The following is a 19,710-nucleotide window of genomic DNA, read 5'->3' as shown; positions in this document are numbered from 1 at the left end:
GAGTCGGCCATGAGTTACCAGCACCAGTACGTAGACGGCACGCGCATCCACTTCCCACTGGGCAAGGTGGTGTGCATCGGCCGTAACTATGCCGAGCATGCCAAGGAACTGGACAACCCCATTCCCACCGAGCCGCTGCTGTTCATCAAGCCAGGCAGTTGCGTGGTGCCGCTGGAAGGTGGCTTCAAGATTCCGACCGACCGTGGCTCGGTTCACTACGAAGCGGAGATCGCAGTTCTGCTGGGCAAGCCGCTGTCCACCAAGCCGACCGAGGAAGAGGTGCTCGACGCTATTTCCGGTTATGCGCCAGCCCTGGACCTGACCCTGCGCGACGTGCAGGCCAAGCTCAAGGAAAAGGGCCTGCCGTGGGAGCTGAGCAAGAGCTTCGATGGTGCCTGCGTGCTGCCGCCGTTCGTTTCCGCCGCCAGCTTCGAGGATCTGACCGACATTGGCATTCGCCTGACCATCAATGGCGAAGTGCGCCAGGATGGCAACAGCGCGATGATGCTCAACCCCATCGTGCCGATGATCCAGCACATTGCCGCGCACTTTTCCCTGCAGGCGGGCGATGTGGTTCTGACCGGCACGCCAGCCGGCGTTGGCCCGTTCAGCGTGGGCGATGAGCTGGTGCTGGAGCTGCCGGGCGTCAGCCGTTTCGAAAGCCGCGTGCTCTGACGGCTGGCCTGCCGGCATCGCCGGATATCGCCGGCAAGCCGGCTCCCACAGGTTGCACGGTTTGACCGGGGAGCCGGCTTGTCGGCCAGGTGGCCTTCAGCGCGTGTGCAAGACAGTTTTTTCACAAACCATCTGGATAATGCGCTGATCATCGTCCATCTACCGGCGCCAGCGTTAGCCCGGCACATTCCAGGAACTCTTCGCATGGCTCCCTCCCCCAGCGCCTCTGCCACCTCCCGTCACAAGCGTCGCTTCTTCCTGCGCTGGCCGTTCGGGCTGGCCGTGGCGGCCGTGATCGGTTACGGCGTTGCCGTGGCGATGCACTGGGATGACCGGGGGCTGCTGTGGGTCAAGGAGCGCTTCGAGAGCTCGGCCGAACGCAGCGAGAGCGTCTGGCTGCCGAACTATCGGGTTGACATCGACGCCAAGGTCTTGCCGGGCATGGAGGACGACGAGGCATCGGACCTGTCCTTCAACCCGCGCACCCGCACCCTGTTCGCCGTCATGGGCAAGAATCCGTTCCTGGTCGAGTTGAGCCTCGATGGCGATGTGCTGCGCAAGATGCCACTCAACGGCTGGGAGAACCCCGAAGGCGTCGCTGTGCTGGAGGACGGGCACCTGGCTATTGTCGACGAGCGCCGCCACGACCTGACCCTGGTCAAGGTGGATGAGCACACCACGGCCTTGAACCGAACCGACTTCCAGAGCTACGACCTGGGTGAGTCGGTCAAGAGCAACAAGGGCTACGAATCGGTGGCCTGGGACCCCCTGCGACAGCGGCTGGTCATCGGGGAAGAACGCCCGCCGAAGCTATTCACCTGGAGCACCGATGGCCGCAGCCCTTTGAAGGGCGAGAAGCAATCGCTGCCTAATGACGAACTGGACCTGCGCAACCTGTCGGCCCTTGACGTTGACCCGCGTACCGGCCATTTGCTCGCGCTGTCGGCTGACTCCAACATGCTGCTTGAGCTGGACGAACAGGGCCAGCAAGTCAGCTTCATGACGCTGCTGGGCGGTTTCAACGGCCTGGAAGACACCGTGCCGCGTGCCGAGGGGGTGGCCATGGATGACCAAGGCAACCTGTACATGGTCAGCGAGCCCAACCTGTTCTATCGCTTCAGAAAAGACTAAAGATTGCTTCGGGCCATTCTTACGCCAGCATTAAGCTTTACTTCAGTTGATCATGGTTAGATTCGCCATCCTCACGTCGAGTCTGCCGTTATGCGCCGTTTTGTCCGCCCGCCACTGATCCTTGCCACCTTCGGTTTGCTTGCCTTGTGCATGTTGGTGGTGGCCGGCTATGAGTTTCGCCTGTTCGAGCGGGGCTGGTTCAACCTGAAGACCTGGTGGCAGCCTGCGCAGCAGAGCATCGGCCTGGATCGCTACCGGGTGGTGGTCGAGGCGCAACCTGTCGAAGGGCTGGACGATGACGTTTCGGCGCTGACCTACGACCCCGACCGCAAGACCCTCTTCACAGTGACCAACAAGCGCTCGGAATTGATCGAGCTGTCGTTGGCTGGCCGCATTCTACGCCGTGTTCCATTGACCGGGTTCGGCGATCCCGAAGCTGTGGAGTACGTCGGGCCGAACAGCTACGTGATCACCGACGAACGCCAGCAGCGGTTGATCCGTGTGCGTCTGGACGATGACACGATGTTCCTTGATGCCCATGATGCCGAGCAACTGACGCTGGGCATTGGCCTGAACGGAAACAAGGGCTTCGAGGGCCTGGCATACGACTCGGCGGGCAAGCGCCTGTTCGTGGCCAAGGAGCGGGATCCGATGATGATCTATGAGGTTCATGGCTTCCCGCATGCCAACCCCGAACAGCCCTACGCCGTGCATGTGGTGCAGGACCGCGAGCGCGATTCACGGCTGTTCGTACGGGACCTGTCGAGCCTGCAGTTCGATGAGCGCAGCGGGCACTTGCTGGCGCTGTCCGACGAGTCGCGCCTGGTGCTGGAACTGGATGTGGAGGGCCGGCCGCTGAGCTCCTTGTCGCTGCGCAAGGGCTATCAGGGGTTGAAGGAAACGGTACCGCAGGCAGAGGGTATCGCCATGGATGAAGCCGGAACGATCTACCTGGTCAGCGAGCCGAATCTGTTCTACGTGTTCAAGCAGCCGGCTGACTGAAGGTCCAGCGCGCCGGCTGATGGCCTTCAATCGCCGGCCGCAGTTCCCAGGAACTTGCGCAGGAACTGCCGTGTGCGCTCTTCCTTGGGGTTGGCGAACAGTGCCTTGGCCTCGCCCTGTTCCACGATCACGCCCTTGTCGAAGAAAATCACCCGGTTCGCCACGTCGCGAGCAAAGCTCATCTCGTGGGTGACGATGATCATGGTGCGTTTTTCCTCGGCCAGCCCACGGATGGTGGCCAGCACTTCTCCGACCAGCTCGGGGTCGAGCGCCGACGTCGGCTCGTCGAACAGGATGACTTCCGGCTCCATGGCCAGGGCGCGGGCAATGGCGACCCGTTGCTGCTGGCCACCGGACAGGCGCCGTGGGTAGGCATCTTCCTTGCCAGCCAGGCCCACCTTGGCCAATAACCGCCGGCCCAATTCCGCCGCTTGTGCTTTCGGGGTCTTCTTGACGATCACCGGCCCCTCGATCACGTTTTCCAGGGCCGTGCGGTGGGGGAACAGGTTGAAGTTCTGGAACACGAAGCCGGCTTGCTGGCGCAGCTGGCGGATTGCACCTTGCTGGCTACCCAGCGGGCGGTTGGCATCGATGCGAATGTTGCCGATCTGGATCTGCCCGGCATCAGGGGTTTCCAGCAGGTTCAGGCAGCGCAGGAAGGTGGTCTTGCCCGAGCCGCTGGGGCCGATGATGGCCACCACTTCGCCGGGCTGCACCGTCAGGTCGATACCGTTGAGCACGGTCTGGCCCTTGAACTGCTTCGTCAGGCCTTTTACTTCGATCATGCTCAATGCTCCTGGTCGTGCTGGTTGACCCGCGCTTCCATGCGGTTCTGGAAGTGCGCGAGGATGCTGCAGAGAATCCAGTAGATCACCGCAACAGCCAGGTACATGGTGAAGACTTCGAAGGTGCGTGCGGTGATCAACTGCGCCTGGCGGAACAGCTCTGGCACCTGGATGGTCGCCGCGAGGGCAGTGTCCTTGACCAATGAAATGAAGCTGTTACCCAACGGCGGCAGTGCGGTTCGCAAGGCCTGCGGCAGGATGGCCCGGCGCATGGCCTGGGTGCGGGTCATGCCGATACTGGCGGCGGCTTCCCACTGGCCGCGGTCGATCGACGAGATGGCCGCCCGCAGGATTTCGCAGATGTAGGCCGCCATGTTCAGCGACAGGCCGATCAGCGATGCCGGGATCGGATCGAGCTCGATACCGATCTGTGGCATGCCGAAATAGATGACGAACAACTGCACCAGCAGGGGTGTGCCCCGGAAGAACGACACGTAGACACGTGCCAGCCAGTTCAGTGGCAGGATTTTCGACAGGCGCATCAGTGCCAGGGCAAACCCCAGCACAAGGCCGAAGAACATGCCGCCGACACTGAGCAGTACCGTATAACCCGCGCCCTTGAGCAGGAAGGGCGCGGAATCGACAACGAGTTGCAGGCTTTCAGCGATCATTTAGTGACATCGGCACCGAAGTATTTCTCGGACAGCTTGGCCAGCGTGCCGTCAGCCTTGAGCTTGTCCAGCGCCTTGTTGATGGCCGCCAGCAGCTCAGGCTCGCCCTTGCGCAAGGCAACACCGGACTCCAGGCGCGAGAACGCATCGCCGGCCAGTTGGGTGTCCTTGGCTTTCTGCGCGTACTCCAGCGCGGCCAAACGATCGATCAGGATCGCGTCGATGCGGCCGTTGCGCAGGTCGGCGAACTTGCTTGGGTCATCTTCATAGGTGCGCACATCGGCTTGCGGGACGTCCTGTTTCACCCACTGTTCGTAGTTGGTGCCCAGGCCCACGCCGACCTTCTTGCCCGCCAGGTCTGCCGCCTTGTGGATGTTCAGCTGGTCAGCCTTCTTCTTCAGGATCAGGGCCTGGATACCGGAGACGGTGTAGGGCTCGGAGAAGTCGTACTTCTTCTTGCGCTCCTCGGAAATGGTGACCTGGTTGATCACCACGTCCAGGCGCTTGGATTCCAGTGCTGCGAGAATGCCATCCCATTTGGTCGGCTGGACCTTGGCCTTCACCCCAAGCTCTTTGGCCAGCAGCTCGGAAAGCTCCACTTCGAAGCCGGTCAGCTTGCCGTTTTCGTCCTGGAAGCTGAAGGGGGGATAGGTGCCTTCCAGGCCGACGTTGATCACGCCTTTTTCCTGGATGGTTTTCAGTTGCTCGCCAGCGAAGGCCTGGCTGAGCAGACCGGCGCCCAGCAGGACGGCCAGGGTAGCGTTGAGTAGCGGTTTGGCAAATTTCGGCATGACAGGCCCCGCGCTTGTTGTGGAAGTAGTGGTTGGCGACTATAGGGGTGAATTTGATAGGTCGGGAAATAATAAAAAATCAGGTTGTTATTCCTAAATCCCGATTTTGAATCAGCTTATGCCCGAGTTAGCTCAGGATGGAATAAAGCGTTGTTTTTTCCAAGGGGGAGAATTGACGTATCGTGGGACAAAAGGCTGGCACTTCCTTTGTGGGCGGCGGATGCCGTAGCCGACAAGCCGGTTGCTACAGGGGATGCGTGCCTATTCGAGAACACCGGCAGGAGAACACCGTGAGCGAACAATCTTCATCTGGGCATTGGCAATTGCAGAGCATCGTCAGCGGCCTGCGCAGCGCCCGGGAGCAGTGGCGCACCCGCAATGGCCGTAGCAGTGGTGAGCAAGGCGGGCGCGAACTGCCCTCGCGCGAGGCCATGCGGCACATTCTCGAACAGTTGTGCGGGGCGTTGTTTCCCATGCGCCTGGGGCCGGTGGACCTGCGGGAAGAAAGCGAAGACTTCTATGTCGGTCATACCCTCGATGCCGCGCTGACCGCGCTGTTGGCCCAGGCGCGCCTGGAGTTGCGTTACGCGGCAAGGCACAACAAGGGCGACCTGAGTACCGTGGACGCCCAGGCCCTGCGCTTGATCCAGGACTTCGCTGCGGCCCTGCCGAATCTGCGTGTGCTGCTCGACACCGATGTGCTGGCCGCATACCACGGCGACCCAGCGGCACGTAGTGTGGATGAGGTCCTGCTGTGCTACCCCGGCATTCTGGCGATCATCCACCATCGCCTGGCGCACCACCTCTATCAGGCCGGCCTGCCGTTGTTGGCGCGGATCAGCTCGGAGCTGGCGCACTCGGCCACGGGTATCGACATACACCCGGGTGCGCAGATTGGCCCGAGCTTCTTCATCGACCATGGCACCGGTGTGGTGATCGGTGAAACCGCCATCATTGGTGAGCGGGTCCGTATCTACCAGGCGGTGACGTTGGGCGCCAAGCGCTTCCCCAGCGACGAGTCGGGAACGTTGCACAAGGGCCTGGCGCGCCACCCGATCGTCGAAGACGATGTGGTGATCTACGCCGGGGCGACTATTCTGGGGCGGATCACCATTGGCAAGGGGTCGACCATCGGCGGCAACGTGTGGCTGACGCGCAGCGTGCCAGCCGAGAGCAACATCACCCAGGCGAATTTGCAGTTGGATTGCCAGGACAAGACTTGACCTGATGGGGGGGCGGGTCGGGTTGGCGCCATCGCGGGTGAACCCGCTCCCACAGGGGCCTGAGTGAGCCTGTGGGAGCCCCGCCACAAGCTGGTTCTACCTTCGCCAGTCGGCACCCCAGGTCGCATTGAAAGTCGATCCATGTTTAACTTGAACGCTTGTTCAACGAAAAACGCTGGTCCGCTGCCGGTGTTCAACAGGAGGATTCCTTTGCTGAACCCGTTCAATCCGAACCTCACGTCCTTCGACGAGGTGCATGCCCAATGAGTGCACCGACCGCTTCCCTTGCCCACGGCAAGATCCGCATGAACCCTCCGGTGTTCTACTTCGCGGCAAGTTTCATCCTTTTGTTCGGCCTGGTGGTCATCGCATTCCCGCAAGCCTCAGGTGAGTGGCTGCTGGCGGCACAGAACTGGGCGGCCAACACGGTCGGCTGGTACTACATGCTGGCGATGACCCTGTACCTGGTCTTCGTGGTGGTCACCGCCTTGTCCGGCTACGGCAAGATCAAGCTCGGTGCCGACCACGACGAGCCCGAGTTCAGTTACCTGTCCTGGGCCGGCATGCTGTTCGCCGCTGGCATCAGCATTACCCTGTTCTTCTTTTGCGTCTCCGAACCGCTGACCCACATGCTGCAACCGCCTCAGGGCGAAGCGGGTACGGCGGAGGCCGGGCGCCAGGCGATGCAGATCCTGTTCCTGCACTGGGGCCTGCATGGCTGGGGCGTGTTCGCCTTCGTCGGCATGGCCCTGGCCTACTTCGCCTACCGCCACAACCTGCCGCTGGCCCTGCGGTCGGCGCTGTATCCGCTGATCGGCAAGCGTATCAACGGCCCCATCGGCTATGCGGTGGACGGCTTTGGCATCATTGCCACGGTCTTCGGCCTCGGTGCCGATATGGGTTTCGGCGTGCTGCACCTGAATTCCGGGCTGGACTACCTGTTCGGTATCAGCCATAGCCAGTGGGTGCAGGTCATCCTCATCACCCTGATGATGGGTGCGGCGGTAGCCGTTGCGGTGGCAGGGGTCGAGAAGGGCGTGCGGGTGATGAGCGACATCAACCTGTTCCTGGCCTGTGCGCTGTTGCTGTTCGTGCTGTTCGCCGGGCCTACCCAGCACTTGTTCAACACCCTGATCCAGAACCTCGGCGACTACCTCGGTGCCTTGCCGCGCAAGAGTTTCGATGTATACGCCTACGGTGAGAATCGCGACTGGCTCGGCGGCTGGACGGTGTTCTACTGGGCCTGGTGGATTGCCTGGGCTCCGTTCGTGGGCTTGTTCATCGCACGTATTTCCCGTGGCCGGACCATCCGCGAATTCGTCTTCGGCGTGCTGCTGATTCCGCTGGGCTTCACCCTGGCGTGGATGTCGATCTTCGGCAACAGCGCCTTGGACCAGGTGATCAACCACGGCATGACCGCGCTCGGGCAGTCGGCGCTGGATAACCCGTCGATGAGTCTGTACCTGCTGCTGGAAACCTACCCGTGGAGCAAGACCGTCATCGCGGTGACGGTCTTCATCAGCTTCGTGTTCTTCGTCACGTCGGCCGACTCGGGCACGGTGGTGCTGTCGACGCTGTCCGCCAAGGGCGGTGGTGCCGATGAAGATGGGCCGAACTGGCTGCGGATCTTCTGGGGCGCGATGACGGCGCTGATCACCAGCGGGTTGCTGTTCGCTGGCAGCATCGACTCGCTCAAGTCGGCGGTGGTGCTGACTTCGCTGCCATTCTCGCTGATTTTGCTGAGCATGATGTGGGGGCTGCACAAGGCGTTTTACCTAGAGTCCCAGCGGCAGATCGCGCAGATGCACTCGTTGGCGCCGTTCGCGCAGTCACGTCGTGGTCGTGGTGGCTGGCGCCAGCGTCTGAGCCAGGCGGTGCACTTCCCGTCACGCGATGAGGTGTATCGCTTCATGGATGACGTGGTGCGCCCGGCGATTGCCGACGTGACCGAAGTGTTCGAGCAGAAGGGCCTGGCGCTGATTACCCAGGACGACCCGAGTCACGACAACGTCAGCCTGAAGATTGGCCATGGCGAGGAGCAGCCATTCCTTTACCAGGTGCAGATGCGCGGGTATTTCACGCCATCGTTCGCCTTGGGTGGATTGGGGACCCAGGATTTGAAGAACCGCCGCTACTACCGGGCGGAGGTGCATCTGAGCGAGGGCAGCCAGAACTACGACCTGGTGGGCTACAGCAAGGAGCAGATCATCAACGACATTCTCGACCAGTACGAACGGCACATGCAGTTCCTGCACCTGGTCCGATAGATCGCGGGGGCCGCGTTGCGGCCCTTTCGCGACACAAGGCCGCGGCCACCGGCCGAGGGCATTCAGAACGGCGCGTCCCCCAGGATGGTCGCCCGATGCATCACCCGCCGGCTCGGCCGGTAATCATCCACCGCGAAATGCTGGGTCACGCGGTTGTCCCAGAAGGCCACGTCGTTCTCCTGCCACCGCCAGCGAATGCTGAACTCTGGCCGCGTGGCGTGGGCGAACAGCAACTTCAGCAGCGCCTCGCTCTCCAGTTCGCTCAACTCGTTGATGCGAGTCGTGAAGCCTTCGTTGACGAACAGCGCCTTGCGCCCGCTCACCGGGTGGGTGCGCACCACCGGGTGAGACAGCGGCGGGTTGTTGCGGCGGGTAGCTTCCCAGCGCGCCAGGTCTTCAGCCGTGGTGCCGAAGCGCTCGAGCGGGAACGACTTGGTGAAGTCATGGGTGGCGGTCAGACCGTCGAGCATCTCGCGCAGCGGCGCTGACAACGCCTCGAAGGCGGCGATACCACTGGCCCACAGTGTATCGCCGCCGTAGGCCGGCAGCTGCTTGGCGCTAAGTACCGCGCCCAGCGCCGGGGTGCGCAAGAAGGTCACATCGGTGTGCCAGACCGCGTTATCGCGCACGTCGGTGACCGCGGTGTCGAGGATCAGCACCTGCGGGGTTTCCGGCACATTGGGGTAGATCGGGTGAATGTGCAGGTCGCCGAAGCGGGCAGCGAAACGGGCCTGCTGTTCAGGCGTGATCGGTTGGTCGCGGAAGAACAGCACCTGATGCTTGAGCAGCGCTTGTTCGATGGCATCGCGTTGCTCGACGGTGATCTCGCGGCTGATATCCACGCCACTGATCAGCGCACCGAGCGCTGGGCTGAGAGGGGTAACGGTCAGGCTCATGTCTTGTCTCGTTCTAGCGCCGGCGTGCCAGCGTGGTCAGTCGGAAATCAGTGGCTTTGCCCATGCCAGGGCACCAGCTTGCGTTGCAGGGCGCGCAGGCCCATCTCCAGGGCGAAGGCGATCAGCGCGATCAGCAGGATGCCCAGTACCACCACGTCGGTAACCAGGAACTGCGCCGCAGACTGCACCATGAAGCCCAGGCCGCTGGTGGCGGCGATCAGCTCGGCGGCCACCAGGGTCGACCAGCCGACACCCAGGCCGATCCGAATGCCGGTGAGGATGTCGGGCAGGGCACTTGGCAGGATCACGTGGCGAATCAATTGCGCCTGGGTAGCGCCCAGCGATTGCGCGGCCCGCAGTTTGGCAGGGTCGACGGTGCGCACGCCGGTGGCGGTGGCGATGGCGATCGGAGCAAAGATCGCCAAGTAGATCAGCAGCACCTTGGACAGCTCGCCGATACCGCACCAGATGACGATCAACGGCAGGTAGGCCAGCGGCGGAATCGGGCGGTAGAACTCGATCAGCGGGTCGAGGATGCCCCGGGCCACGCGGTTGTAGCCGATGGCGATGCCGACCGGGATGGCGGTCAGCGTTGCCGCGACCAGCGCCAGCCCGATGCGGCCCAGGCTTGCGCCCAGGTGCTGCCACAGGCTGGCGTCCATGTAGCCTTGGGTAAGCAGCGTCCACGCCTTGGCCAGGATGTCGGCGGGCGAGGGCAGGAACAAAGGTTCGATCCAGCCAGCGGCAGTGACCAGCCACCACAAGGACAGTAGCAACCCGAGGGTCAGAGCGCTGATCCAGCGGGTTGGCAGTGGCTTGCGGGGCTTGGCCGCTGGCGCGGTACGCTTGGTGGCAACCGGCAGTTCGAGGATGCTCATGCGGATGCCTCCCGGCGGGCCGTTTCACGTTCGGAAAACACTCGCGCCAGCACGTGTTCGCGGGTTTCGATGAAGCGAGGATCGGACTTGATCGCCCGGGCCGATTCGCCAGCCGCGTAGCGCTGGCCAAAGTCCAGTTGCAAGCGTTCGACCACGCGGCCGGGGCTCGGCGCCAGCAATACGAGTTCGGAGGCCAGGAAGACCGCCTCCTCGATGTCGTGGGTAATCAGGAACACCGGCTTGGCGGTGCGCTGCCATACCTGCAGCAGCAGCTCTTGCATTTGTTCGCGGGTGAAGGCATCCAGGGCGCCGAACGGTTCGTCCATCAGCAGTACCCGAGGGTTTGCCGCCAGCGCCCGGGCCAGGCCCACGCGTTGTTTCTGGCCGCCGGACAACTGCCAGATGCGCCGCTCGCCGAAGCCTTCCAGGTCGACCAGGGCCAGCATCTCGCGAGCTTTGGCCTCGCGCTCCGGGCGAGCGACACCGGCCAGTTCCAGGCCAAAGGCGACGTTGCCCAGCACGTTCTGCCAAGGCAGCAAGGCATCGTCCTGGAACACCACGCCACGCTCGGCGCCAGGGCCTTGCACCGGGACACCATCCAGGGTGATGCGTCCGCCGCTGGGGGCGACGAAGCCGGCGATCAGGTTCAGCAGCGAGGTCTTGCCGCTGCCGGAAGGCCCGAGGGCCACCAGCAGCTGGCGCGGCCCCAGGCTCAGGTTGATGTCGGCCAGCACCGGGGTGGTGGCGCCGGGGTACTGTGCGCTGATGCGCTCCAGCTCAAGCAAGGCCATGACAGCCTCCCGTCGGTTGCAGTCTTAGTTGGGGATGTACTGGGCGCTGACATACGGCGAGTAGTCAGGCAGCACTGCGTCGACCTTGCCTTGCTGCTTGAGGAAGGTGGCCGTGTCAGTGAGGGCCTGGGTCGTCGGCGCGCCAAGCGCACTGGCCTGGTCGGCGGCCAGCGGGTAGACGTTGCCTTGCAGCAGCACAGGGATGTCCGATGGCTTGGCGCCGGACAGCTTGGCCAGCTTGGCGACGTTGTCAGGGTTGGCCAACCAGGCTTTAGGGTCCTTGCGGTAGTCGGCGTAGGCGTCGAGGGTGACCTTGGCGAAGGCCTTGACCACATCAGGGTGCTTGGCGGCGAAGTCCTTGCGCACGATCCACGCGTCGAAGGTCGGTGCGCCTTTCTCGGCCAGCTCGCCGGAGGTGATCAGCACCTTGCCGTTCTCCTTGGCGACGCCCAGGGCCGGGTCCCAAACGTAGGTGGCGTCGATGTCGCCACGTTTCCAGGCGGCGATGATGGCCGGAGGCGCCAGGTTGAGGATCTGAACCTTGGACGGATCGATGTTCCAGCTCTTGAGCGCCGCCAGCAGGCTGTAATGACCGGTCGAGACGAAGGGCACCGCGACCTTCTTGCCGATCAGGTCTTGCGGGGTCTTGATGGTGTCGCGAGCGACCAGCGCTTCGCCCGCGCCGATCTGGGTGGCGATCAGGAACGTCTCGACCGGGAGTTTGCGGGTGGCGGCGGCAGCCAGCGGGCTGGAGCCCAGGTAGCCGATCTGCACATCGCCGCTGGCCACCGCGGTGATCACGTCGGCGCCATTGTCGAATTTGCGCCAGTCGATGCTGGCCTTGCTGGCTTTTTCATAGTCGCCATCGACCTGGGCCACTTTGGCCGGATCGACGGTGGTCTGGTAGGCCACGGTCAGGTCAGCGGCCTGGGCCAACCAGCTGGCGCTGGCGAGGGTCAGGGCGGCGAACAGGCGCAGCGGAGCGTGCGGGATCATGGTTGAACTCCTCGTCAGGCAATCGTGGTGATGGATGGCGAGAAGACTAGATGATCTAAGAAATCAGAAATAAATAACGTTTTGGAATTAGCTTGGGAGCCAAAGGTTTTAACCCTTGTCAAGTGGTCTGGGTGCCGCTGGCGAAACAGGTTTCCGCTGCTAGGCTCTTTTGCCTTTAGAAGAGAGGTGGGCGGCCAGCAGGTTGGCAAACGTTTGCAAATAACCTAAAGGTATGATTTGCGCGGACGATACAACTTTTGGCTGTAAAGGTTCCTACCTTATTCCGCAAAAATCTTAGAAATTCATAAAACGGTCATTTTGGATTTATAGGATTGTCATTATCCTGTAGCCCAGGCGGCGCCTTAGACCAAAGTCTAGAAATGTTTAGTAACCATTGACTAGACAGTCACACTTTGGGACTAAATCGCCAATCCATGGTGAGCACGGCAGAAGACCTGGCCACCTGAGACCTACAAGAATTAGAACGTAGAGGAGCAAAACATGTACAAGTCCAGCCTGGCTCTGGCCGTGGCACTGGGGGTTCTCGCCCAACAAGCAGGCGCTGCCGGTTTCGTAGAGGACAGCAAGCTGTCCCTGAGCTCGCGCACCATGTATTTCAATAACGATAACCGTGAAGCTCACGCGAGCAGCACTACCAACTTCGAGCGTCCGGACCAGCGTGAATCGGGTCAGGGCTTCAAGCTCGACTACATCTCCGGTTTCACTGAAGGCACTGTAGGTTTCGGTGTTGATGCCCAGGCACTGTGGGGTATCCACCTGGATGGTGGTGAGGGTTATCACAAGAGTGGTTTCTTCCCGGATGATGGCAAAGGCTCTGCGGCCCAGTGGGCTCGTTTCGGCGCCAACGCCAAAGCTCGCTTCTCGAAAACCGAAGCGCACTTCGGTAGCGCGCTGGCTCCGAACCTGCCGATCCTGGTTGCCAACGACGGCCGTCTGCTGCCCCAGACCTTCGAGGGTGGCACCATTCAGTCGAAGGAAATCGACAACCTCACCATCAATGCTGGTCAGCTGACTCATGCGATGGGCCGTGCATCTAGCAACCGAACTGGTCTGTCGGTTTCTGGCGCCAAGGCTGAGAGCAACAAGTTCCGCTACGGTGGTTTGGACTACAAGCTCACGCCTGATCTGACGCTTCAGTACTACTACTCGAATCTGGAAGACTTCTATAAGCAGCATTTCCTGGGGGCTACGCATGTCTTCAAGATTGCTGATGACCAGTCCTTCAAGACTGACCTTCGCTACTTCGACAGCAGTGCCGACGGTAAAAACAAGAAGGGTGGCCCAGGCGACTACAACTTCAACAACAACGGCGGTTACGAGAAAACCGACGGCAAGATCGACAACAAGACTTGGTCTGCCATGTTCACCTACACCTTGGGTGGTCATGCATTCATGGTCGGTCACCAGCAGGTCGGCGACGACGGCGGCTTCGTATGGCTGAACCAAGGTAGCCTGGTCAACGACAGCAATACTTCGGAAGGCGCTGCTGGCTCCAGCTTCTATCTGTTCACCGACAGTATGATCAACCAGTTCGCACGTGCTGGCGAAAACACCACCTTTGGTCAGTACTCTTACGACTTCGCTGGCCTTGGAGTACCAGGCTTGAAGGCTTCCGTAGCTTACCTCCGTGGTGATGACATTCGTTACAAGTCCGGTAACGGTACCTACAACGAGTGGGAGCGCGACGCACGTATCGACTACACGATCCAGGAAGGCACCCTCAAGGGTCTCGGGTTCAGCCTGCGTCAAGGCGTATACCGTGGCAGCGGTAGTGAATCCAGCGCCGATCAGGACCAAGCCCGCTTCATCGTGAACTACACTTACAGCTTCCTGTAAGTCGTAACCACAAAAAGAGCCTCGCCTAGTGCGAGGCTTTTTTGTGTCTCAACTTCTGTATTCCACCTGGTTATAAATAAATCAATATTTATTCTTTTTGTTTTGAATCGAATGCAGGCACATTGAATCCCATAAGGCAAACACAGCACAGGAGCCGCAGCCCATGAGTCTCAAACTTGGCGACATCGCCCCCGATTTCGAACAAGCGTCCAGCGAAGGCAATATCCGCTTCCACGAATGGCTCGGCAACAGCTGGGGTGTGCTGTTCTCCCACCCGGCCGATTTCACGCCGGTATGCACCACCGAGTTGGGCCTGACCGCCAAGCTCAAGGACGATTTCGCCAAGCGCGGCGTCAAGGTCATCGCGCTGTCGGTAGACCCAGTCGACTCCCACCACCGTTGGATCGACGACATCAACGAAACCCAGAATACCGTGGTGAATTTCCCGATCATCGCTGACGCCGACCGCAAGGTGTCCGACCTGTACGACCTGATTCACCCCAACGCCAGCGATACCCTCACCGTGCGATCGCTGTTCGTCATCGACCCGAACAAGAAGGTGCGCCTGACCATTACCTATCCGGCCAGTACCGGGCGCAACTTCAACGAAATCCTGCGGGTGATCGACTCGCTGCAGCTCACCGACAACCACAAGGTCGCCACGCCAGGTAACTGGCAGGACGGCGACGACGTGGTGATCGTGCCGTCGCTGAAGGACGAGGACGAGATCAAGCAGCGCTTCCCTAAAGGCTACCGCGCCGTGAAGCCCTATCTGCGTCTGACCCCGCAACCTAATCGTTAAGGATCCTCGTTGCATTGCTCTTAGCCATAGCAGGGATATTCGGGCCGTTTCGACGGCCCTTTTTTATGGCTGCAGGAATGGTGTTCGGGCCGCTGGGTGATTGGCGCGAGAGGTACGGTGATCATGAGAACGAGCGCCGCCCGCGCGGCGCATCGCGAGCAAGGCTCGCTCCTACGTTTGTTTACGGCCAATAACGCCTGTGACAGACGCGCGCGACCGCCTTGTTTGTTCGGCTCGATATCGCGGCGCACGCCAAAGCGGTCGCGCGCATTTCCCGCTGGCATAACTGGCCCGAAACAAACGTAGGAGCGAGCCTTGCTCGCGATGCGCCGTGCGGGCGGCGCTCGATTGACGCATCAATGCAAATGCAAAATGGAATAAACAAATAAAAAAATATGATTTCTAGATATATAAGCCGACTGTTAATGTCTCTCCCCATAGAACTCAAGGAAGCGCTCCAATGCTGGTCGTCTCTATCGGTGGTAGCCCCAGTCCTCGTTCACGCTCTGGCGTGCTGCTCGAGCGTTCGCGCCATTGGCTACAGGAGCGTGGTGTCGAAGTGGTGAACTTCCAGGTGCGTGACTTTCCAGCCGAGGACCTGCTGCATGCGCGTTTCGACAGCCCGCATATCCAGCACTTCCAGCAGGTGGTCGCCCAGGCCGATGGCCTGATAGTCGCAACCCCGGTGTACAAGGCGTCTTTCGCTGGTGCCCTGAAAACCCTGCTCGACCTGCTGCCCGAGCGCGCCCTGGTGCACAAGATCGTTTTGCCCATCGCTACCGGCGGCAGCATTGCCCATATGCTGGCGGTGGATTACGCACTCAAGCCCGTGCTGTCGGCACTTAAGGCGCAAGAGACCCTGCAAGGGATCTTCGCCGACGACAGCCAGGTCAGTTACGCAGAGGGCAGCAAGCCTGCCCAGCTGACACCCGCGTTGGAAGCGCGGCTGCTGGACTCGTTGGAAACCTTCCACGTTGCCTTGGCCCGTCGGCCGAGCGCCGTGGCCCCTGGCGTACTCAACGAACGCCTGATCAGTGCTCGCTGGAGCATCTGACCCGGCAACACCGCTTCACTGCTTTTCCACCTTACTCGCCCGTCAACGAGGCAAGCAGGTGCAACCCGAACCTCATTCGCACAGGAGAGCGCCATGCGCACAGTCTTCTTGCGTCGTGGTCTGGTCGCCCTGTTCGCGGCGGCTGTGTCCTTCGGCGCCATCACTCAGGCCCAGGCTGAAAGCCTGCGTATCGGTTATCAGAAATACGGCACCCTGGTGCTGCTCAAGGCCAAGGGTACGTTGGAAAAGCGCCTGGCCGAGCAAGGCATTCAGGTGCAATGGACCGAATTCCCCGGCGGTCCGCAGCTGCTCGAAGGGTTGAACGTTGGCTCCATTGACTTCGGCGTGACCGGCGAAACGCCACCCGTGTTCGCCCAGGCAGCTGGCGCTGACCTGCTCTATGTCGCCTATGAGCCACCTGCGCCGCACAGCGAAGCGATCCTGGTACCGAAGGGTTCGTCGATCCAGTCGGTCAAGGATCTCAAAGGCAGGAAAGTTGCCCTGAACAAGGGCTCCAACGTTCATTACCTGCTGGTCCGCGCCCTGGAAGACGCCGGCCTCAAGTACAGCGATATCCAGCCGGTCTACCTGCCGCCTGCCGATGCCCGCGCCGCTTTCGAGCGAGGCAGCGTCGATGCCTGGGTGATCTGGGACCCTTACCAGGCCGCCGCCGAGCAGCAGCTGCAGGCACGTACCCTGCGCGACGGCAAAGGCCTGGTCGACAACCACCAGTTCTACCTGGCTACCCGCAATTACGCGACCCAGCACCCGGCGGTGATCAACACGCTGATCGATGAGGTGCGCGGTGTGGGTGAATGGTCCAAGGCCAACCCGCAGCAAGTCACCGAACAGGTAGCGCCGCTGCTTGGCCTACCTGCCGACATCACCCTGACGTCGGTCAAGCGCCAAGGCTACGGTGCCGCGCCGCTGACGCCGGAAGTGGTCGCCGCGCAGCAGAAGATCGCCGACACCTTCCAAGCGCTCAAGCTGATTCCCAAGCCGCTGAGCATCAAGGACGTGATCTGGACACCCCCGGCCAAGGTCGCCAGCGCGCCTTGAACCATTCGCTACGCCGGGGCGCCGCGCCGGCTTGAGCCACCCTTGAGGAGACAACTCCAATGAGCCTTAACATTTTCTGGTTCCTTCCGACCCACGGCGACGGCAAGTACCTGGGTACTTCCGAGGGCGCCCGCGCAGTCGATCATGGCTATTTGCAGCAGATCGCCCAGGCCGCCGACCGCCTTGGCTTTGGTGGTGTGCTGATTCCCACCGGGCGCTCCTGCGAAGACTCCTGGTTGGTCGCGGCATCGCTGATCCCCGTGACTCAACGCCTGAAATTCCTCGTCGCCCTGCGCCCAGGCATCATTTCGCCGACCGTCGCTGCCCGCCAGGCGGCGACCCTCGATCGTCTGTCCAATGGCCGTGCGCTGTTCAACCTGGTTACCGGTGGCGACCCGGACGAGCTGGCCGGTGATGGCCTGCATCTTAACCACCAGGAGCGCTACGAAGCGTCCGTCGAGTTCACCCGCATCTGGCGCAAGGTGCTCGAAGGCGAAGTGGTGGATTACGACGGCAAGCACATTCAGGTCAAGGGCGCCAAACTGCTCTACCCGCCGATCCAGCAGCCGCGTCCGCCGCTGTATTTCGGTGGCTCTTCAGAGGCTGCCCAGGATCTGGCCGCCGAACAGGTCGAGTTGTACCTGACCTGGGGCGAGCCGCCGGCCGCCGTGGCCGAGAAAATCGCCCAGGTGCGTGAGAAGGCCGCGGCGCAGGGCCGGGAAGTACGCTTTGGTATTCGTCTGCACGTAATCGTGCGGGAAACCAACGAGCAAGCCTGGGCCGCCGCCGACAAGCTCATCTCGCACCTGGACGACGACACCATCGCTCGCGCCCAGGCCTCGTTGGCGCGGTTCGATTCGGTCGGCCAGCAACGCATGGCGGCCCTGCACAACGGTAACCGCGACAAGCTGGAAGTCAGCCCCAACCTGTGGGCCGGCGTCGGCCTGGTTCGCGGTGGCGCAGGCACTGCACTGGTGGGCGACGGCCCGACGGTGGCGCAGCGGGTCAAGGAATACGCGGCACTGGGCATCGATACCTTCATCTTCTCGGGCTACCCACACTTGGAAGAGTCCTATCGCGTGGCTGAACTGCTGTTCCCCCACCTGGATGTACAGCGTCCACAGCAACCGAGCAGTGGTGGCTACGTGAGCCCGTTTGGCGAGATGGTGGCTAACGACATCCTGCCCAAATCCGTCGCGCAGAGCTGAGGGCCAGGCCATGAGTCGTGCAACGTCATCCAACTTGCAGCAGCGTCTGGCGCCATGGGCGCTGCCGGTATTGCTCCTGGCCGTCTGGCAACTGGCGGTCAGCGCTGGCTGGCTGTCGACCCGCATCCTGCCGGCCCCGAGCGCGGTGATCAGTGCCGGGGTCGAGCTGGTGCGCAGCGGTGAGATCTGGTCTCACCTGGCCATCAGTGGCTGGCGGGCAGGCCTAGGTTTCTTGATCGGTGGCAGCATCGGCCTGGTGCTGGGCTTCATCACCGGGTTGTCGAACTGGGGCGAGCGCCTGCTCGACAGCTCGGTGCAGATGATTCGAAACGTGCCGCACCTGGCGCTGATTCCACTGGTGATCCTGTGGTTCGGCATCGACGAGTCGGCGAAGATTTTCCTGGTGGCGCTGGGCACGCTGTTCCCCATCTACCTGAACACCTACCACGGCATCCGTAATGTCGACCCGGCATTGGTGGAAATGGCGCGCAGCTACGGCCTGTCAGGCTTCTCGCTGTTCCGTCAGGTGATCCTGCCGGGGGCGCTGCCCTCGATCCTGGTGGGCGTGCGCTTCGCCCTGGGCTTCATGTGGCTGACGTTGATCGTTGCCGAGACCATTTCGGCCAACGCCGGCATCGGTTACCTGGCCATGAATGCCCGTGAGTTTCTGCAAACCGACGTCGTGGTGCTGGCCATCGTCCTGTACGCCGTGCTTGGCAAGCTCGCCGACCTGGCGGCCCGTGGTCTGGAGCGTGTCTGGCTGCGTTGGCACCCGGCCTATCAGCCGGCGAAGAAGGAGGGCGCATGACCGTGCTCAATGAACAGCCGCCACGCCTGCTGCGTGGCATCCCTCTGGCTGCCAACGACCTGCGCAAGACCTTTGGCAAACGTGAAGTGTTGCGTGGCATCGACTTGCACATCCCGGCCGGTCAGTTCGTCGCCATCGTTGGCCGCAGCGGCTGCGGCAAGAGCACCTTGCTGCGTCTGCTGGCCGGTCTCGACAAGCCTACTGCCGGCGAGCTTCTGGCCGGTGCTGCGCCTCTGGCCGAGGCGCGCGAGGAAACCCGGTTGATGTTCCAGGACGCACGCCTGCTGCCCTGGAAGAAGGTGATCGACAACGTCGGCTTGGGCCTGTCGGGCGACTGGCGGACGAAGGCGCTGGATGCCCTGGAGGCGGTCGGCCTGGCCGATCGCGCCAACGAGTGGCCGGCGGCGCTGTCCGGTGGCCAGAAACAGCGCGTGGCCCTGGCCCGTGCCCTGATCCATCAGCCGCGCCTGCTGCTGCTGGATGAGCCGCTCGGTGCGCTGGATGCTCTGACCCGGATCGAAATGCAGCAACTGATCGAACGGCTGTGGCGCCAGCACGGTTTTACCGTGCTGCTGGTTACCCACGATGTCAGCGAAGCGGTTGCCGTTGCCGACCGCGTGATTCTGATCGAGGACGGTGAGGTCGGTCTCGACCTGGTCGTCGACTTGCCAAGGCCCAGGGCGCGTGGCTCGCACCGCCTGGCGGCGTTGGAAAGCGAAGTGCTCGACCGTGTTCTTTCCGTGCCGGGCGCTGCGCCCGAGCCGGACCCTGTAGCCCCTTTGCCCACGCAACTGCGTTGGGCGCACTGAACCCCAG

At 62.0% G+C, this 19,710-nt stretch carries 19 protein-coding genes; 12 read left to right on the top strand and 7 right to left on the bottom strand.

The genetic code is table 11. The features are described from left to right. Positions 1-9: 9 nt before the first annotated feature. From VXM67_RS01180 to VXM67_RS01170, 3 genes are all read left to right on the top strand, one after another. The gene (locus tag VXM67_RS01180; RefSeq protein ID WP_023382918.1) at positions 10-675 is read left to right on the top strand and encodes a fumarylacetoacetate hydrolase family protein; all 666 of its coding nucleotides are present in this window, start codon (positions 10-12) and stop codon (positions 673-675) included. A gap of 204 nt (positions 676-879) precedes the next feature. Next, positions 880-1,806 carry an SdiA-regulated domain-containing protein gene (locus VXM67_RS01175; protein WP_023382917.1) on the top strand — a complete coding sequence of 309 codons (927 nt, stop codon included), beginning with the start codon at positions 880-882 and terminating at the stop codon, positions 1,804-1,806. Between the two features lie 90 nt (positions 1,807-1,896). Next, the gene (locus VXM67_RS01170; RefSeq protein WP_023382916.1) at positions 1,897-2,808 is read left to right on the top strand and encodes an SdiA-regulated domain-containing protein; all 912 of its coding nucleotides are present in this window, start codon (positions 1,897-1,899) and stop codon (positions 2,806-2,808) included. Between the two features lie 26 nt (positions 2,809-2,834). Here VXM67_RS01170 and tcyN read toward each other — a convergent pair whose 3' ends face one another. The 3 genes from tcyN to tcyJ are packed head-to-tail and all read right to left on the bottom strand — an operon-like array spanning position 2,835 to position 5,055. Next, the gene (gene tcyN, locus VXM67_RS01165; RefSeq protein ID WP_023382915.1) at positions 2,835-3,593 is read right to left on the bottom strand and encodes an L-cystine ABC transporter ATP-binding protein TcyN; all 759 of its coding nucleotides are present in this window, start codon (positions 3,591-3,593) and stop codon (positions 2,835-2,837) included. Positions 3,594-3,595: 2 nt separating this feature from the next. Further along, a complete protein-coding gene (gene tcyL / locus VXM67_RS01160; protein ID WP_023382914.1) occupies positions 3,596-4,264 on the bottom strand; it encodes a cystine ABC transporter permease in 669 nt (222 codons plus the stop codon). Further along, positions 4,261-5,055, bottom strand: coding sequence for a cystine ABC transporter substrate-binding protein (tcyJ, locus tag VXM67_RS01155; protein ID WP_023382913.1), 795 nt, complete (start codon positions 5,053-5,055; stop codon positions 4,261-4,263). Before tcyJ ends, tcyL begins: the two co-directional genes overlap by 4 nt. 290 nt (positions 5,056-5,345) lie before the next feature. Here tcyJ and epsC point away from each other — a divergent pair, with 290 nt between their 5' ends. Next, on the top strand, positions 5,346-6,278 hold the full coding sequence (gene epsC / locus VXM67_RS01150; protein WP_027907221.1) for a serine O-acetyltransferase EpsC: 933 nt from the start codon (positions 5,346-5,348) through the stop codon (positions 6,276-6,278). 305 nt (positions 6,279-6,583) lie between these two features. Continuing rightward, positions 6,584-8,545 carry a choline BCCT transporter BetT gene (betT, locus tag VXM67_RS01145; protein WP_209439657.1) on the top strand — a complete coding sequence of 654 codons (1,962 nt, stop codon included), beginning with the start codon at positions 6,584-6,586 and terminating at the stop codon, positions 8,543-8,545. A gap of 62 nt (positions 8,546-8,607) precedes the next feature. Here the strand turns inward: betT and tauD are convergent, their stop codons facing one another. From tauD to tauA, 4 genes are read right to left on the bottom strand one after another with little or no spacing between them, the layout of a single operon-like run. Continuing rightward, on the bottom strand, positions 8,608-9,441 hold the full coding sequence (tauD, locus tag VXM67_RS01140) for a taurine dioxygenase (RefSeq protein ID WP_027907222.1): 834 nt from the start codon (positions 9,439-9,441) through the stop codon (positions 8,608-8,610). A 47-nt stretch (positions 9,442-9,488) separates the two neighbouring features. After that, positions 9,489-10,319 carry a taurine ABC transporter permease TauC gene (tauC, locus tag VXM67_RS01135; RefSeq protein WP_023382909.1) on the bottom strand — a complete coding sequence of 277 codons (831 nt, stop codon included), beginning with the start codon at positions 10,317-10,319 and terminating at the stop codon, positions 9,489-9,491. After that, positions 10,316-11,110: a taurine ABC transporter ATP-binding subunit gene (tauB, locus tag VXM67_RS01130; RefSeq protein WP_104881088.1), complete on the bottom strand. Its 795-nt coding sequence runs from the start codon at positions 11,108-11,110 to the stop codon at positions 10,316-10,318. Before tauB ends, tauC begins: the two co-directional genes overlap by 4 nt. 24 nt (positions 11,111-11,134) lie before the next feature. Continuing rightward, on the bottom strand, positions 11,135-12,106 hold the full coding sequence (gene tauA / locus VXM67_RS01125) for a taurine ABC transporter substrate-binding protein (protein ID WP_023382907.1): 972 nt from the start codon (positions 12,104-12,106) through the stop codon (positions 11,135-11,137). Positions 12,107-12,607: 501 nt separating this feature from the next. Here tauA and VXM67_RS01120 point away from each other — a divergent pair. The 7 genes from VXM67_RS01120 (at position 12,608) to ssuB (ending at position 19,703) form a co-directional block, all read left to right on the top strand. Then, complete coding sequence (locus VXM67_RS01120; protein ID WP_104881090.1) at positions 12,608-13,963, top strand: OprD family porin; 1,356 nt, start codon at positions 12,608-12,610, stop codon at positions 13,961-13,963. 163 nt (positions 13,964-14,126) lie between these two features. Further along, positions 14,127-14,765 carry a peroxiredoxin gene (locus VXM67_RS01115; RefSeq protein WP_023382905.1) on the top strand — a complete coding sequence of 213 codons (639 nt, stop codon included), beginning with the start codon at positions 14,127-14,129 and terminating at the stop codon, positions 14,763-14,765. A 460-nt stretch (positions 14,766-15,225) separates the two neighbouring features. Next, positions 15,226-15,819 (top strand): NADPH-dependent FMN reductase, encoded by a 594-nt coding sequence (gene ssuE, locus VXM67_RS01110; RefSeq protein WP_367237452.1) that lies wholly within the window; start codon positions 15,226-15,228, stop codon positions 15,817-15,819. A 93-nt stretch (positions 15,820-15,912) separates the two neighbouring features. Continuing rightward, a complete protein-coding gene (locus VXM67_RS01105) occupies positions 15,913-16,878 on the top strand; it encodes a sulfonate ABC transporter substrate-binding protein (RefSeq protein WP_023382903.1) in 966 nt (321 codons plus the stop codon). 59 nt (positions 16,879-16,937) lie between these two features. Further along, on the top strand, positions 16,938-18,086 hold the full coding sequence (gene ssuD, locus VXM67_RS01100) for an FMNH2-dependent alkanesulfonate monooxygenase (RefSeq protein ID WP_027907224.1): 1,149 nt from the start codon (positions 16,938-16,940) through the stop codon (positions 18,084-18,086). Between the two features lie 10 nt (positions 18,087-18,096). Next, positions 18,097-18,894, top strand: coding sequence for an aliphatic sulfonate ABC transporter permease SsuC (gene ssuC / locus VXM67_RS01095; RefSeq protein WP_027907225.1), 798 nt, complete (start codon positions 18,097-18,099; stop codon positions 18,892-18,894). After that, positions 18,891-19,703 carry an aliphatic sulfonates ABC transporter ATP-binding protein gene (gene ssuB / locus VXM67_RS01090; protein ID WP_023382900.1) on the top strand — a complete coding sequence of 271 codons (813 nt, stop codon included), beginning with the start codon at positions 18,891-18,893 and terminating at the stop codon, positions 19,701-19,703. Before ssuC ends, ssuB begins: the two co-directional genes overlap by 4 nt. Positions 19,704-19,710 lie beyond the last annotated feature (7 nt).

This window comes from Pseudomonas sp. Rh2 (assembly GCF_040762985.1).
Classification (GTDB): Bacteria; Pseudomonadota; Gammaproteobacteria; order Pseudomonadales; family Pseudomonadaceae; genus Aquipseudomonas; species Aquipseudomonas taiwanensis.
This window is presented reverse-complemented; position numbering and strand designations above follow the sequence as displayed.